The sequence below is a fragment of the Hamadaea sp. genome (genome assembly GCF_013362815.1).
Lineage (GTDB): Bacteria > Actinomycetota > Actinomycetes > Mycobacteriales > Micromonosporaceae > Hamadaea.
This window is the reverse complement of the sequence record NZ_JABFVK010000040.1, coordinates 1-16,707: the sequence shown is the minus strand read 5'-3', so window position 1 is coordinate 16,707 and position 16,707 is coordinate 1. Positions and strand designations below refer to the sequence as shown.

The following is a 16,707-nucleotide window of genomic DNA, read 5'->3' as shown; positions in this document are numbered from 1 at the left end:
ATCCGCAAGGCGGATACTGACGGGTATGGAAGCGTTGGCCCGCCTCAGCGGTGTCGCCCTGGAGTGCCCCGACACCCGCGCGCTCGCCCGGTTCTACGCGCGGCTGACCGGCTGGCGGCTGGTCTACGAATCGGACGACTGGTGTTCGCTCGGCGAGGATGAGTCGTCCGCCTTCCACCTGTCGTTCCAGCGGTCTCCGGGCCACCGGCCGCCGGTGTGGCCCGATCCGGCCTCCTCGATGCAGTTCCATCTGCATCTGCGGGTCGCCGACCTCGACGCCGCCGAGCCGGTGGTGCTCGCGGCGGGCGGTAAGAAGGCGGCGTACCAGCCGAATCGGGCCGGGTCGAGGGTGTTCCTCGACCCGGCCGGTCATCCGTTCTGCCTCGTCGGCTGACTGGGGCCGAACCTACTTCAGGGTCAGCGTCCAGGAGTCGATCTTCCCGGTCGAGCCGCTCTCCAGATCGGTCGCCTCCAGCGACCACGTCCCGTCGGCGGTCTGACCGGACAGGTCGAGCGTGTAGATCTTGTCGATGTTGTTCATGTCGGCGCCGTCCCGGTCGTGGATCAGCACAGCGCCGCCCGGCCCCACGAGCCGGAGCTGCAGGTCACCGATGTTGGTGTGGGCGATGTGGACCTCCAGCCGGGCGGTCGCGTTCGCGTTGCCGCCGCAGCCCGCGATGGTGAGTGAGCTCGTCACGGCAGTCCCATCGTCCGGAATCGGGACGTCGGTGGCGTTCGCTCCCTGGCAGTTCGCCGAGCCGGTGACCATCACCGTGACGGGCGTCGTGCGTACGGTGCCGGCGGTTCCATCTCCCCGGACCACGATCGTGTACTCCCCCGGCGTCGTGTTCGCCGAGGTGGAGAACGTGATCGGATGCGTCGACCCGTCGGTCGGGATCGAGCCCAGCCCGAAGACGGGAGTCATCCCCGCCGGCGCACCGGTCGCGGTCAGCGAGACCAGCTGGTTCGCCCCGGTCGTCATCGTCGCCGCGATCGTGGTGCTCACCGAGCTGCCCTGGGCCACCAGGTATGTCGCTCCCGGCACCGTCAGCGTGTAGTCGTCGGCCACCGGGCAGTACGTGTTCTCCTTCGAGATCGACCGGTAGGGGCAGTCGGCGTACTGGGCGAGCCGGATCAAGGCCTGCCGGTTCCGGCTGGTCTGCGCCGGAATCGCCGATGCCGGCGGGTAGAACTGCTCCAGCAGATCAGACCGCTTCGGGTACATCTCGAAGGTGAAGCTGAAGATCTTCTGGTCGGCCCACATCCAGTCGCCGATCACGCCGTCGGCGATGTAGAGGCCGCTGGACTGCCCCGGCCAGTAGCCGTTGAGGTCGGCCATCTCGGTGCCGATCGCGCGGTGAACGGCGTACGCGTCGGCGGTCATCGGCCCGACGACGGTCGACGTCGTGTATCCGAAGGGCCACAAGACGAGCTGGGAGTACGTGTGGATGTCGAGGTGCTCGGCGATCTGCTGGGTTCCGCCGATCCGGCGGCTCAGCACGAAGTCCCGGATCACCTGCGTCTCCTTCGCCGAGAAGGCCGCCGACCCGCGATAGGTGTCGAACGACTTGACGTTCGACGATCCGCCGCAGCAGCCCCACTTGTAACCCCAGTTACGGTTGAGGTCGGTGCCGATCGCGGTCGAGCCGGAGTTCGGCTGCCGGTTCTTGCGCCAGTTCTGGTACGTGCCCGAGGCGATGTCGAACTGGGCGCCGTCCGGGTTGGCCATCGGGATGATCCAGATCTCCCGGTTGTCCACGATCTTGGTGATCGCCGGATCGGTCCCGTAGTCGTTGAGCAGCATGTTCGCCAGATACAGCGCCATTTCCACGGTCAAGTGCTCACGAGCGTGCTGATTCGCCGTGAAAAGCATCTCCGGCTCGGTCTCGTCCACCCCCACGTTGTCGGAGATCTTGAGGGCGACGATGTCCTTGCCCTCGAAGGACTTGCCGATGACCTGCTGCGAAGCCAGCGTCGGGTAGAGGCCGACGAGCCGGGTCACCTCGGCCTGCATCTCGGTGTAGTCCGTGTACCCGGGGTCCACGGGCCCCAGGCCGGCGGCAAGAGTCGCCGCCGACATGGTGTCCACCTTCAAACCCTGCTTGCGCAGGCTGGCTGCCTGATCCGGGCGGGCCTTCACGTAGACCGCGCCTTCGTCGACGTCGGTGATGACGGCTCCGGCCCGATCGAGCAGGAGTTCCTGGCCCGGCTCCAGTCCGCGTACTCGATAGGTCTGCGCGGAGGCCGCGCCTTCCGCGGGCGTGCTGAACAGGCTGAACGCGGCGCCCAGAGCGAGCACCGACAGGGCGGACGCGACTCGTCGCCGCATGGATTACCTCCGCGAGGAATGGGAGGGCCGGTGGGCGGGAGCCGCCCACCGGCCGTGAGGGTCAGTCGGTGCAGGAGACCGGGTCGGAGAAGTGGCCCGGAGAGCCCGGGTACGCCTTGCCCGCCCCGTGGTCGCCGGTGTCGCCGACGTAGGTGAAGGCGAGCTCGCCGAAGGCGGACGTGCCCGCCGTGCCGATGTCAGCCGCGGTACGCCCGGCTCCGGACGCCCAGGCCAGCCGGGTGATGAAGTCCTGCATCGCCGGGCTGTGCTGGCGGACGTCGTTGTAGCCGCCGTACGCCGCGTTGCAGTGGAGGTAGAGGTTGTAGGCGCCGTTCCAGTCGAGCAGCCGGTCACCCGCGCTCGGCCCGTTCTGCGCCACGTCCGCCTCCATCACGTCGCGGTCCCAGCCGCCGTAGATCCAGTCGGTGCCCTGGTGGTGCTGGTTGTCCACATCGGACGCATTGGTCATGTCGGTCCACTGGAACCACAGGCACGGATCGCGGGTGATCCCGTTGACCTCGGTCGGCCACCGGCCCGGCTGGCAGTCGGCGTACACCCCGCGCGGCTTCACGTCGAGCACGTCGGAGCCGAAGCCCTCGTCGAGGCTCTCCCCCGACCCGCCGAAGACGTGGTCCACGAAGCGGTCGTTCGTGCCGCGCGACGACGCGGTGAACACGCCGTTGACGAGGCAGTCCGGAGTGGCCGCGTCGAGGACCGGGTCGCAGCCCTTGCCGCCCCACAGGACGTCCGAGCCCGCCGCGCCGAAGATGTCGTCGCCACCGCTGTCGCCGTTGATGACGTCGTCACCCCAGCCACCGTGGATGTCGTCGTTGCCCGAACCGCCGCGGATCAGGTCGAAGCCGCCCTCGGTCAGACCGTTGTGCGGCATCGCCGGGTCCGTCGGCGACCCGATCCAGGCGTCGCCGTCGGTGTCGTGCCGCAGGTCCGCCCGCCGGTCGTACGCGCCGAGGCGGAACCCGGTGAACGTCTCCTGCGGAACGCTGGACAGCGTCATCGTGAACCCGAGCGCCGCCACGTCGTCGGCGTTGAGGTACTGGTTCATCAGGCCGCCGCGGTCGCCGACGATGGCGTCCTCACCGGCCTCGCCGTAGATCGTGTCCGAGCCGAGTTCGCCGAACAGGTCGTCGTCACCGGAGCCGCCCCAGACGGTGTCGTCGCCGTCCTGACCCCAGATCCCGTCGTTCCCGCCGTCGCCGTAGAGCTGGTCGGCACCCCAGGCGCCGGTCGGCTCGCAGGTCGCCTGTGCGGTCGTGCAGAACCGGGTGGACGGGCCGGGCAACGCCGGGTCGTGCGTACGCACCACTGTGGCGTTCGTCAGATCCGCCCCGGTCGGGTAGCGCTCGGCGTACACCTTCTCCTTGCCGGCGGTCACCGTCCGGAGCAGCGACCCGTTGTCGCCGAGGATGACGTCGTCGCCGCCGTCGCCTTCGACGACGTCGGCCTCGTCCCGGAAGCCGGCTGCCGAACTGCCGCCGATCAGGTCGTCCTGACCGTCCGGCGTACCGGTGCCGATGAGGTCATCCGCCGCGCTCGGTGCGCCCGGCCACGGCTGGGCCGGTAGCGGCGTGACCGTGCTGTGCCCGGCTTGGCCGAGCCCGAGGTCGCCGCGCAGCGTGTCGGTGCCGCCGTTGCCCTCCAGGTAGTCGGCGTCGCCGTCACCGGAGATCGCATCGTTGCCGTCCTGCCCGTACGCGATGTCAACGCCGTCGCCGCCGCTGATGCGGTCTCCGCCCTGACGCAGCGGATCGGCGTTGCCCCGGTCGAGCAGTGAGATGACCCTCGGCAGGTACGCCGAGCCGTCGGCGGCGAGTCGCGCCGTCACCGCTGCCGCCGGTTCCCCGGCCAACGGGCGCAGGATCGCGCCGTTGTCGCCGAGGACGACGTCCGAGTTCGGCCCGCCGAAGAGGGCGTCCGCGCCGTCCGGCTGGCCGGTTCCACTGACCGCGTTGTCCACGGTAGAGGAACCGCCGACCAGGTCGTCGTCGCCGAGGTCACCCTCGACCCAGTCGCTGCCCGGACCGCCTTCGGCGTAGTCCGCGCCCGCGCCGCCGAGAACACGGTCCGGTCCGCCCTGCCCGAGTAGGACGTCGTCGGAGCCGAGCCCGGCGAGGTAGTCGCCGGCGCTCGTGCCCGCGACCGGGTTCAGACCGAGGTCGAGCAGCGTGATGGCACGCTGCGGCACGGCCCGTCCCGCCACGATCCGGGCGACCGTGCCGTCGGTGAACTTGGCGTTGTCACCGGCGATGAGGTCGTCGTCCGCGTCACCGACCAAGATGTCGGAGCCGTCGGGACGGCCCACGCCGGCCGAGGCCTCCTCGGAGGACCCGCCGATGATCTGGTCGTCGCCGTCGCCGCCGCTGACCGTGTCCGCGCCGTTGTTGCCCTCGATCACGTCCTGGTCGCCGTCACCGGTGATCAGGTCGTCGCCCAGGCCGCCGAAGATCCGGTCGTCCTGGCCGCCGCCGTGCAGCACGTCGGCCGCGCCGGCGGTCGGGACGGTCCCGGCCAGATCCAACGGGTACGCCCCGGCGGAGCCGTCGGCCGGAGTGCCGTTGTCGCCGACGATCCGGTCCGCGCCCTCCTCGCCGTAGACGTAGTCGGTGCCCTGGTCGGTCTCGCCCGCGGCCCGGCTTCCGCCGTAGAGGACGTCCGCGCCGTCGCCGCCGTAGATCTGGTCGGCGCCGTCGTTGCCCTCCACGGTGTCCACGTCGGTGCCGCCGTAGAGACCGTCGCTTCCGGCGTTGCCGTAGACGGTGTCGAGCCCGGCGTCGCCGAAGATCTGGTCGACGCCGTCACCGCCCCAGGCCTTGTCGTCGTCCCCGCCGAGGGCCAGGATGTCGTCGCCGAGCTGGCCACAGGCGCGGTCGGCCCCGCTGCCGAGGTCGGTGCGGTCGTCGCCACCGCCCGCGGTGACCACGTCGACTCCGGCGCCACCCAGGATCAGGTCGGCCGAGCCCTGCACAGCCGGGACCGGCTGGGCAAAGGTGGCGCTGTCGGCGCACGCCTCGGCGACCAGGTGCTTGTCCCCGAAGATCGTCGCGCCGCCGTCGCCGCCGATGATGTGGTCGCTACCCAGGCCGCCGACCAGAAGCTTGGTCTGCGACTGCGTACCTGCGGGCAGCGGGTGGTGGGTGACCGGGCGGAACGGTCCATAACCGTCGGTTCCGTCCGGCGCTCCGACGTCGGAGGGCTCGGCGATCAGGTAGTCGTCACCCGGGCCGCCGAAGATCTGGTCGGTGCCGTAGCCGCCGATCAGCACGTCGTCGGAGCCGAATCCCTTGATCGTGCCGGTCTGGCCGTTGGCGGAGTGGGAGACGACCAGGTCGACGCCCGCACTGCCGTAGACCTCGTCCTGCCCGCCGCCGGTGTCCACCATGTTGGTCAGACCCGCGTCGCCCACCCCGTCGGCGTCGGCGTCGGACGGCTCGCTCTGGGCGTACGTGTAGATCTTGTCCGGCCCGTTGCCGCCGTTGACGCTGTCCGCCCCGGCTCCGCCGACCATGATGTTCGTGCCGTTTGTCTTGGCGTCGTCGACCATCGCGGCAAGCGTGTCGTCACCGCCGTTGCCGTAGACGGTGTTCCCGCCGTGGCCGACGGTCACGGTGTCCACTCCGGACCCGCCGTCGGGATCTTCCGCCGGTGGGGTCAGGCTGGACCAGTTCACGACGCCGGAGAGGGTCTTGCCGCCCGCCGTCACGTCCTGGGTCGTGTAGCCGAGGCCGCTGTCCCCGGCGACCGTGCCGGTTCCGTCGCCCGTGGTGATGTTGTCGTTGCCGGAGCCGCCCGCGACCCACGCGGTCGTGCCCGCCGACTCGGCGGTGACGATGGTGTCGTCGCCGGGGCCGCCGTCCACGTACGCCGGGCCGGTGCCGGTGCGGATCTGGTCCTTGCCGTCCGAGCCGAAGACGACGGCGGTCTTGTCGAACGGGGACGCCGTGCCGTTGCCGGACGGGTCGCCGTCACCGAGGAAGATCACCGACATCGCGGTCTTGTCGGCGTCGCTGACCGAGTAACCCCGGCCGTCGACGACCACCCGCTTCAGGTTCGGATCCAGGAACTGCTGCGTACGCCCCAGCGCCTCGACCGCGAAGCCGTCGAAGTCGTCGCTGCCGCCGGGGTCGTTCGCGTCGGCGTAATGCAACGCGTACACCTTGACGACGTCACCGGGGTAGGTGCCGGCGGTGTTGTCCCACGCGGAGTGACCGCGCTGGGCCGACTTGCCGAACTTGCCCGCGAAGACGACCAGGGTGTCCCCGCTCACCCCGCCTAGCTCCGGCGGTGGCGGCGAACAGTCGGGCTGGGCGCGGAAGTCCAGCAGGACCGCGTTGACCAGTGTGAAGCTCCACGTCTTGGAGAACAGGAACAGGTCGATGGTGATGTAGACGCGCAGGAACACCGACAGCTGACCGCTCGTGGTGAACAGGCAGATCGGGTTGGTCAGCAACGCCTGCAGGAACTCGCTGAGGCGGAACTTCCCGTCGTTGTCCGGGTCGTTCCAGGCGAACCCGACCGTCAGGCGTACGCCGCCCTCGATGCCGGCCTTCACGATCAGCAGGGTGACCTCGGCTCCCGCCGCGATCTCCCCGCGTAGGGTCACCACCGGGACGACCACGCCGTTGGCATCCGTCGTCTTGAAGTACAACCCGTCGAGCAGGCTCACGGCGTTGACCGCGGTGCCGTTGGTCGCCGCCTCGATCGCGTGCCGGATCCCCTTGGTGTCCAACCCGGCCATGAACCGGGCGGTCACCGAGGCGCTGCCGGACAGCGTGATCATCACCGGCGGCGGCGCGTACACGGGGCCGAACGACTGCCGCCAGGAGAAGCCGAGCTCCAGCGGGCCCGAGTCGAAGCCGACCAGCTCGACGTCCTGGCCCAGCAGCAGGCCGAACAACGACCCGGGATTGTCGAAGATCGGGAAGGTGAAGCCGATCTTCGCCGCGTTGCTCTTCTGCCCGGCCGGGGCGTCGAACAGCTTCGCGCCGTTGGACGCTCCGTCCACCTTGGACTTGACCTCTTGTGCGCTGACCGGCTGCGGATTGTCGATCAGGCCCGCCGCCGAGGCCGGCGAGGCCAGCGTCGTCAGCGCCTTCGCCGGGTTGACGAAGAAGGTGCCGAGCGGAATCTTGCAGCTCGTCGTGCAGTCGGGAACATGGTTGATGAAGTCGATCACCGCCCGGACGGTGTCCACGAAGTCGAGGTTCGGGCCGCCGTTGAGGGTGCTGAACGTCTTCGCCAGCCAGATCAGGGTGATGTCGGGTCCACCGGCCGCCTTGGAGAGGTCGGACAGAACCGGGATCGGCGCGTACAGGGTGTCGATGACCGGCTGGAGCGGCCCGGTCACGGACTTCACCTTGTCCAGGACCGGCTTCAGGATCTTGCTGAAGAACGCACCCGCGTCCAGCGCGATGTCGGAGAACTCGATGTTCAGGTTCCCCGGGACCAGTTCGCCGGTGTGGTTGCTGATCCCCCAGCCCAGCTTGAACCGGGCGCTGATGCCCGGCAACGCCGAGCCGACCTCGGTGCTCGGATCAACCTTGGCGGTCAGCTGCCAGTCGATCGCGATGGTCGCGGTCAGGTTGGTCTTCATCAGCGAACCGAGGTCACCGAGCTCCGCGAGGGTCAGCTTGGCGTTCGGGTCGGCGGTGCAGGGGTTCGGCGCGAAGCAGCTCTCCTCGGCCGCCGAGCCCTTCAGGTCGATCCCGAAGTACGCGCTCGCCAGCGGAGCGGACGACTTCTTCTCGGCGAGCACCTGGATGAAGGCGAGCTGCGCCTCCAGGTCGTCCGCGTCGAACTTCGCGCCGATCTGCAGCTCGGGCGACAGGTCGTTGCCCGAGTGGGTGGCCACGTAGAAGCCCTCGGTCCGGTCGAGGACCAGGTCGAGGTGCAGCTTCCACCCGAGCGCCACGTGCACGCCACCGGTCGCCCCCTTCTTGGCCTTCAACGCCAACCCCGGTACGCCCAGATCCAGCGGGACGTCGGTGCCCAGGCACTCGGTTCCGGCGCATCCGTCCACAGCGGACGGATTGCCGCGTTGCGTCGTCAGCTGGATGCGGACGGACTGCACCTCCGCGAGCGAGCACGGCTCGGGTACGCCCTGGCGGCAGGCGACGTCGACGGACAGCGCCGGATCGAGTTGCTGCATCGCGGCGGTCAACGCGGTGTCCAGGCCGTCGCTGTTGGCGGGCGCGTTGGCGAGGACCGGGCCGATGGCCGCCTTGATGTCCTCCCGCAACTGGTGGATGAACCGCTGGCCTTGTTGCAGGTCGTCACCGACCAACGGCAGTTTGCCGTCGAAGCTGGCCAGCCGCAGCGCGTCCTCCAGCTTCGCCAGGTAGCCGTCGATGCCGACGTTGAAGTCGGTCAGCTTGAGTACCAGGCTCTGCAGGCAGGGCCCGAGATCGGGCAGCTGCGGGGTGAGGTCGAAGTCCTTGGTCGCCGTCAGCGACAGCACGTTGCTGCCCGCCGGCGGGTCGCAGTCGTTCAGGAAGATCGGGGCCCGGGCGCACAGCGCGACGTTCGCGCCGCCGACGCCGCCACCGCAGTCCACGCCGTCGGTGGTCAGCGCGGGGCTGAGCCCGAGGAACCCGTCCAGCACCGGCTTGTCCTCGTCGGCGCCGGTGGTCAGGCCGAGCTTCAGGTTGCCCTGAACGCTCGCGTAGTCCCCCGGCTTGCCGAGCTCCAGCGCCAGCGGGCCGACCCGGGCGGCCAGGGCGACCTGGTTCGCAGCGACCGACACGGTCACGCCGGCGTGCGAGGAGTGGTCGAGCAATGGAGCCGAGTCCAGCGCCAACGGCAACAGCAGGCCGAGGCTGGCCTCGCCGGTGACGTCCAGCGCCACCGTCCCCGACGAGTCGAGGCTGACCAGGTCGCCCGCGCCCGACCAGGCGAAGGTGAGGGGCGTACCGGTGTGGAACTTGCGCTTCCAGTCCAATCCGATGCGCAGGTAAGGGCCGCCCTCCCGCTGATCGAGGGCGAAGCTCAGGCCGCTGCCCTCGCCGATGGTCTTGTTGACCATGTCGAGCGCGTCCTGCAGCGTCTCCGGCGGGTTGGCCAGCAGCCGGTCGACCGCCTCGGCCAGTTCCGGGCGGACGGCGTACGCCGCACCGGCCTCGGGCGTCGCCGACCCGGCCGCCGCGATCCGCAGCGTCTGGTCGTCGACGACGTCGAGAATCCGGTACGCCTTCGTCCCGATGACGACGGTGCGATCCTTCAACCGGAGCGGGAACTTCGAGTTCACATCCCGGCTGGTGTCCTTGAGCAGGAAGTTGTCGTTCTCCGCGGTGTAGCTGACCGAGGTGCCGACGCCGCTCTCGTCGCTGCCCATCATCTCCCGCGGCGACTTGCCGAGCAGCGGGATCTTCTGGTCCATGATGCCGCTGCCGCCGTTGGCCGAGGCCAGCGCCTGGTTGATCAGCTTGATCGCCTCGACGACCGTGCCGAACAGGGCGTTCGGGTCATCGGGGTTGTAGTCCAGCGAGAAGAGCCCGTCGAGGTTGGTCGCGTTGATCACCGGGTCGCCCCCGGCGGTCTGGCTGAAGGTGGCGCTGACCCCCTCGCCGAGTACGCCGGTGTCGCCGGGCACGGTCAGCCGGACCGATCCGGTGGTGCGTACCGAGGAGGTGACGTCGAGCAGGGCAGCCGGGTCGGACTGCAACTTCTGGAACAACGCGCCGAGACTGAGATCCTGGGCCTGCTTGAACTTCACGCTCAGCATGGCGGGTACGCCGGACGCCTTGGCCACGGTGAGCGAGCCGTTCACCCGGAGCTTGAGGAAGCCGATCTTCGTATAGAAGTCGATCGTCGAGGTGATCGGGAAGTCGGCGGTGAACAGGGGTGTGTTCGGATCGGTCCGCAACAGCACCCGGTCGACGTTCGCGGCGGCGTCGCCGACGTTGTCCCGCAGATCGAGGACCAGCGTGATCGCGGCCGTGTAGGCCGGCTTCACCTGAGCGAGGCTCGCCTGCGCGTTCGCCGTACGCAGCCCGGTCTTCTTGCCGTCGTCGAGCGTCTGGGTGAAGGCGTCGCCGAGCTGCACCGCGCCGATGTGCGGATCGGAGCTGCTGATGACCCAGCTGCTGTCGTCACCTGGCCGGCCGCCGATCCACTCGCCGGTCAGCGTGACGGAATTCGCGGTGTTGTCCTGCACGGTTCCGGCTGAGGTTCCGGCCACCACCCGCTGGCCCTTCAACGCCCCCGGCGTGAAGCGGTTGGTCGCGACGGAGAAGCCGCTCGGGGTGAACGTCGCCCCCTTGCCGGAGACGCTCGCCGCACCCGGGTCCAGCGCGATCGCCGAGCCAGGCGTACGCGCCAACGCCAGCGAGAAGACGAGCTTGTCATTGGCGAACGACATCGGTGTCGCACCGAGCAGACCCTCGTCGGAGAGCAGCTTCAGCAGCTGCTGCAACGAAGTGAACCGCGGCTGACCGGCCTTGGCCGGGTCGTCGGTCCCGGCGACGAAGTCGGGGTCCTCCGGCTTCGGGTAGGTGTTCTTCTTGAGGAACGAGGTGAGCTTCTCGTTGACGGCGACCGCGTCGGCGTACGTGCCGCGCAGGAACGGCAGGTTCAGGTTGCCGGCCGCCTTGCTGTTCTGCACGCCCGACAGGAACGTCGCGAGCTGAGCCAGCCCGGCCGCGAGGTCGAGCGGGCTCATGTTCTTGAACTTGGCGATCGTGCCGTCGAGCCCCGTGGCGCTCACCGTCGGCTGACCGGTACTGACGTCGGGCCAGCTCACGAGGATCGTAGCGGCCAGGGTCGGCAGTCCGACGGGGGCGCCGGTCGCGGCCGCCCCGAGCTTGATCGTGGCGGTGATCGAGCCCGGTCCCGCCTCGGTCGCGTCGTCGGAGACCTTGCCGCCGCCGGCGCCGTCCAACGCCGCCGTGAGCAGGCCGGTCAGCGATCCGGGCGCGCTCAGTTCACCGCCGGTTCCGAAGGCCAGCTTGCCGTCGCCGTTGGGGTCGTTCACGCGTACGACTAGGTGCGTCGAGGCCGAGAGAGTCGTGCCCGGCTGCAGCGCGACCTCCAGGATGCCCACCGAGGCTGTCGCTTTGTCCAGATCGGATCGGAAGTGAGCGACGGCGTCGATGTCCAGGCGCGGCGCGTCGGCGTCGCGCACGAGGTAGGTGGTGGTGCCGTCGGAGCGGGCCTTGAGCCGCAGCGTCGCCCACCCCGTGACGGTGACCGCCTGCGCGGCGGTGATCCCCGCGGCGGCGAAGTCCTTGGCCGTCACCTCGCGCTTCACCGAGAGCTGGATATCGAGCTCGTGTACGCCGCCGGTGTCCGTCACGGTGCTGGTCAACCGGGCGCCGCCACCGAGATCGCGGTCACTGTTGGTCAGCCCGTACGCGGTCAGCCCGTCGGAGGCCGCCTTCACGACGTGGTCGGCGTCGACCAGCGATCCGGCGCTGACGCCGAGCATGGGCAGTGGCTGAGCCAGCTGCCCCACCTTGCTCAGCCCGGTGGACCACGTCGCCGTGTCGGCGACCACCTGGCGCAGCGCCGTCTCCCAAGCGGGCGGATCGGCGTGCGCGGGCGCGCCTGCCACCACCACCGCTAGCGGAGTCACCAAGACCAGCGCCAGCACTGCCCGGATGGCCCTGGCCAGCCGGGATCTGCTCCCCATCCCCATTGTCGCCCGTCCGATCGCACCCGCCGGCCAGACAGGACAGTCCACTGAGGCCGGTTCCATGAAAGTGAGGCATGTATATGCCTTCGGCGGATCAGATCATCGGGACGTCACTGGGAGCCAGCTCGTTGTCGGATGAGAGACAGCAGAACGCGATGATCGGACCACTCTCTGTCACGGCTGCTCGCTGCGAACGGCCAGACCGGCAGCCGCTAACGGAGGACAGGACCGGACTGTCGGGTGTCAACCTCGGGCCGACTGGGTACCGGCGGTGACAGCACGGGGGCCGTACGCAGAGAGAGGAGTGCGTCGTGGGTATCGGTGCCAGCATCTTCCTGCTCGCCGTCGGCGCGATCCTGACCTTCGCGCTGAATGTCAGCATCGCCGGGATCGATCTCGACGCCGTCGGCTGGATCCTCATGGCGGCCGGCGCCCTGGGCCTGGTCATCACGTCGATCTTCTGGAGCAACCGCCGCTCGCGCACCACCACGGTGGCCGACGAGCCGGCCGAGTACCGGCGGGTCGAGGAGCGCTCGGACGTTCCGCCGCCGCCCGTCCGGTGACGGTTCCGTCAGACTGCGGCCGGCGTACCTCGAGGGGAGTACGCCGGCCGCATGTGTATTTCTCCCAGGAAGCGCTCAGACGACGGGCTACTTCCAGCGTTTCAAGAGTCCGCCGTCCAACCGATGCGTAGGCCTTGCACACCCGGCTCGAAATTGACGGCTCCGGGAAGCGCGCCCAAGGCCTGCTGTTGTACGAGATCATATTCAGCCCGGGGTGAACCGCCTGCCCAATGAACGCCAGCGCCCATTACAGGATCCAGATCAAAGCAGTCGGTGGTCCTGCATTTGGTTCACCCACGCCATGGAGCCACGACAGCAGGCCACTTGTACGGCGTGGGCGGGGACCAGTCGGCCTGCTCTCGCCGACGGGCACATGGACTGAGTCAGTGGAAGCGCCGTCTATCCCATGTCGACACCGTTCGCTACGGTAGCAGGCAACAGTCGTCGCACCGGGTAGCCGTTGGCTGGGATGAACGGCGCATCGTTGCCCAATGGCTGCGAATAGGACAACGTGGTTATCTGGGAGCCGTCTTGATTGATGAACGATCTCTGTCCGAGGATCCGGCCAGCGCACGTCTGGTGCCAGTGATGGCGGGAGGTGAACTCGTCTACCTGAAAGTCGATCTTGTCGACACCACGTTTCACTCCGGAGAATCGAACATTGCGGCCAGCCCTTATGGTCTTGAGCAGATCATTCCGGGGCTCTGCGCCTTCGCCGGCGAACTGATCCGTCAGATACAAGAGCATGACGCCCGAAAGCTCACCCTTGAATTCGGCTGCAACTTCGGCATGGAGAGCGGTCGGCTCGTGGCGATTCTCGGCAAGGCGAGCGTACATTCATCAATCAAGGTCGGACTTGAATGGACCAGGGAGCAAGCCTAGACAGCGCCGATCAAGGATCGGAAGAAGCGGGCGGACCCGAGAAGATCCTGCGAGCGGCAACCGTCGCTCTAGAGGTCGAGGGTACACACAAAGGCCTGCAGCCCATCCGCGGCACCGGCTTCATCATCGCTCCGGGTGTCGTCGCGACGTGTGCACACCTCTTCGACGGCGCGTCCTCCAATGTCCGCGGACGCACGAGTCACGGTCGGCAGATACATCTTCAGGTCAGCCAAGAGGCACCTCGCAAGGAATCTCGCGACCTGGATCTGGTGTTTCTTACCGGCATCGACGGCGAAAGCATCGCACTCGACTACGTACTAATGGATCCCTACATTGACATTGGTGATAGGCTGTGGACCTTCGGGCACCCGGCCAACGGATATCAGCGCGGGCAATCCGCGAACTTCACCTACCAGGGTGGATCTCGCCCTGATGGGACACCAGACGTCGAGTTGGGCAGAGTCTTCGGTACCCCCGTAGGTCCTGGATATAGCGGCAGCGCTGTCCTAAATCTAGCCACGGGCGCCGTCTGCGGCATGCTTCTTACCTCGGACGAGCGAGGTAGCGCACACATGTTGCCCGCGAGTGAAATTATCGCGGCCGCCGGAATCTATCTTGGGTCCTTGACATCGCGTAGCAATCTGCCATGGATCGAGAGTCTGTCGGACGAACAGCTTGAGAGGGGGAGATGGCAGTACCCGCCAACCTCTCTTCGACGGTATATCAATTCGCTTAAGCGATACAGCGACACTCACCCCTACTCATTCACGCCGGGACCCAATCGTCGCCCGCTACCCGCGCTGTCATCCGTCTATGTCAGACAGGTCGCAGCAGCACAGACCAGACCGACATCGACTGGCGCAAATCGCGTTATGGCAGCAGACGACTTACTCCATATCGACGATGACCTCTGCGTTACCGGACCTGCAGGCTACGGCAAATCGAGCCTTCTTCGCGCCGTCACAAGAGAGCTCGCGGAGCTCCCATTCACTGACGTCACGAAGGTGCCTAGTTGCGTAATGGCAACCGATTTGGTTGCTCGGCAGACGGTAGCCGACGCACTCGCCTCCAGCATCAACGCAGAGTTGAGTGCGTACGGCCTGATATCGCCGGTTTCAGCGGACGTGTTCTCCCGTCCACCGTGGTCCGGCGCACGCTGGCTGATTCTCGTCGATGGACTTGACGAGGTTGCAAGCTCGACCAGCCGCGATGCGATTCTCAAGAAGCTACGCGCACTGGCAGAATCGTCGCCGGACGTGTACCAATTCATGATCGCGACGCGACCGCTGGAACACGAAATGGCGTCTGTACAATTCTACGAGGCACTTCAAATTTACGAATTGTTGCCTTTCAACGGCGAGCAGGTGGTGACACTTGCGCAGAGCTGGCTAAAAGCCCTGGGTGCTCCCGACATCGATGAATCGACCCGGCGGTTTGAAGATGCCATTACGATGGTCGGGCTCGGCGACCTGGCTCAGAACCCATTAATGGCGACTATGCTCCTGCAGCTTTTCCTTTTGGACGAGAGCAAGGCCCTCCCACCAGGCCGATATCTTGTCTATCAAGAGTATCTGGCGACGCTTCGCGCGCAGTTGTTCGAATCCTCCGGTCGCGGCCTGAGGGAGCAGCTTCTCCAGACTTTGAGGCCGTTCGGAAGTTCAGCAGAAAACGCAGCTGAAGAGATTCTGCGTGAAGCTGACGGATGGCTATGCCAACTAGCATATTCACGTCAACGCGGTATATCGGATCAAGCAGATCTTCTCCTAAACGAATGGACAGCTGCGTTACGGCCATCGACAGTTCCGGCAGACTTATGGAAGTCGATGTTGCGCGAGGTTCTTCGTCGAAGCGGCATACTCGTCGAGCATGTCGAGGACTTTTACTTTCTACATCAGACCATCCAGGAGTTCCTCGCAGCGCAATACGCATTTTCGGTGTCCGGGCTTGCTGAGGAGGAGATCCTTGAGGCCATCTCCGCAGAAAGGGCCGACGTCAACGGATCAAATGTGGTACGCCAGGAATCGTACCTGCGATTCCTATTAGCCGCCGCCCTTCCATACGATAATGGCGTCCTCAACGCTATTATCGACGCCCTCATGGAGGACCGTTTCGATGTATGTGACCTAGTCGTTACGCTCGCTTCAGATGGCGTTGTGATCAATGAACGACTTGCCGAGGAGACGATCAGAGCATTGTCGCGGCTCGCCACAAGTCCGAGCGCGAGCATCTCTACGATTCGCGCCGCGCTGGACTCGATCGTCAAGATAAGCGACAGCTCACGGGCCTTCTTTACCTTCTTGGATATTGTCGACGATCATGCGGCACCTTCCAAAGCCCGAGAGCTGGCGATCGACGCACTCGGCGAGTACTGCGTTGACACGGGAGCCGGATTCCCAGGTCGATGGCGCTCTTTGAGAGCCCTAGCAGAAACACGCGAACCACACACACTCGACTTTCTCGTCCGGATCTGTAAAGACTCTCGGTTCGATGTCAGTGACCGCGTTCAGGCGTTCGAGGCGCTCGTCCACATCGAGGACATCGCCCGAGTCAAGGAGCTTGTTTACCTGACGGTGGACGATCGGCTATTCGCATGGCAACGCGAGCATATTGCGTCCGTACTCAGAACCCTACCTGGAGTTTCGCTGTCGTACAGACAGCGGGTACGAGTTCTTTGGATTGGATTACGTGGGCGCCTGTCGCGGTTCAAGGCCCGCTGGCAGTCGACCCTGGTCGCCGAGGAGCTCGTGCCGCTGATCTCCGAGCACCGCAAATGGCACCCGAGGGCCGACATCCGCCTGTTGCAGCAGGCGTACGAGACGGCTGACCGGTGGCACAGCGGGCAGTACCGGAAGTCTGGCGATCCCTACATCACGCACCCGCTGGCGGTCGCCGGGGTGCTCGCCGGGCTCGGCATGGACACCACGACGCTCGTCGCAGCGCTATTACAGGATGTTGCTGAGGACACGGCGTACACGCTGGACCAGGTGCGTGCCGACTTCGGCGAGAGCGTGGCGCTCCTGGTCGACTGCGCGACGAAGTTCCGTAAAGTTAGGCTTCGCGACACGGCGAAGGCGGAGGCCATCCGCAAGATGGTCGTGGCCACCGCCAAGGACCCGCGAGTACCAGTGATTGTGTTGGCTGACCGTCTGCACAACATGCGAACTCTGACCTATCTCTCGGCGATCAGTCGAGAGCGGGCGGCAAAGGAGACGCTGGAGATCCTGGCGCCGCTGGCGCACCGGCTCGGCATGAACACGATCAAGTGGGAGCTGGAGGACCTCGCCTTCGAG

At 66.9% G+C, this 16,707-nt stretch carries 5 protein-coding genes and 2 pseudogenes; 5 read left to right on the top strand and 2 right to left on the bottom strand.

From position 1 onward, the window contains the following. The first annotated feature begins 25 nt into the window (after positions 1 to 25). Entirely contained in the window at positions 26 to 394 is a 369-nt protein-coding gene (locus HOV77_RS19675; protein ID WP_290863896.1) for a VOC family protein, read from the top strand. 12 nt (positions 395 to 406) lie between these two features. Here the strand turns inward: HOV77_RS19675 and HOV77_RS19670 are convergent, their stop codons facing one another. Together HOV77_RS19670 and HOV77_RS19665 are read right to left on the bottom strand one after the other, a co-directional pair. After that, a complete protein-coding gene (locus tag HOV77_RS19670) occupies positions 407 to 2,329 on the bottom strand; it encodes a M14 family zinc carboxypeptidase (RefSeq protein WP_290863895.1) in 1,923 nt (640 codons plus the stop codon). A 61-nt stretch (positions 2,330 to 2,390) separates the two neighbouring features. After that, positions 2,391 to 11,969: a calcium-binding protein gene (locus HOV77_RS19665; RefSeq protein ID WP_290863894.1), complete on the bottom strand. Its 9,579-nt coding sequence runs from the start codon at positions 11,967 to 11,969 to the stop codon at positions 2,391 to 2,393. Positions 11,970 to 12,283: 314 nt separating this feature from the next. On the opposite strand from HOV77_RS19665, the gene HOV77_RS19660 reads away from it, so the two are divergent. From HOV77_RS19660 to HOV77_RS19645, 4 genes and pseudogenes are all read left to right on the top strand, one after another. After that, on the top strand, positions 12,284 to 12,535 hold the full coding sequence (locus HOV77_RS19660; RefSeq protein WP_290863893.1) for a DUF6458 family protein: 252 nt from the start codon (positions 12,284 to 12,286) through the stop codon (positions 12,533 to 12,535). Between the two features lie 531 nt (positions 12,536 to 13,066). Next, on the top strand, positions 13,067 to 13,417 hold the full coding sequence (locus HOV77_RS19655) for a CU044_2847 family protein (RefSeq protein WP_290863892.1): 351 nt from the start codon (positions 13,067 to 13,069) through the stop codon (positions 13,415 to 13,417). Beyond that, positions 13,396 to 14,799, top strand: a pseudogene (locus HOV77_RS34800) (trypsin-like peptidase domain-containing protein); the annotation flags it as partial. The gene HOV77_RS19655 and the pseudogene HOV77_RS34800, both read left to right, overlap by 22 nt. A gap of 1,299 nt (positions 14,800 to 16,098) precedes the next feature. Beyond that, positions 16,099 to 16,707, top strand: a pseudogene (locus tag HOV77_RS19645) (HD domain-containing protein); the annotation flags it as partial.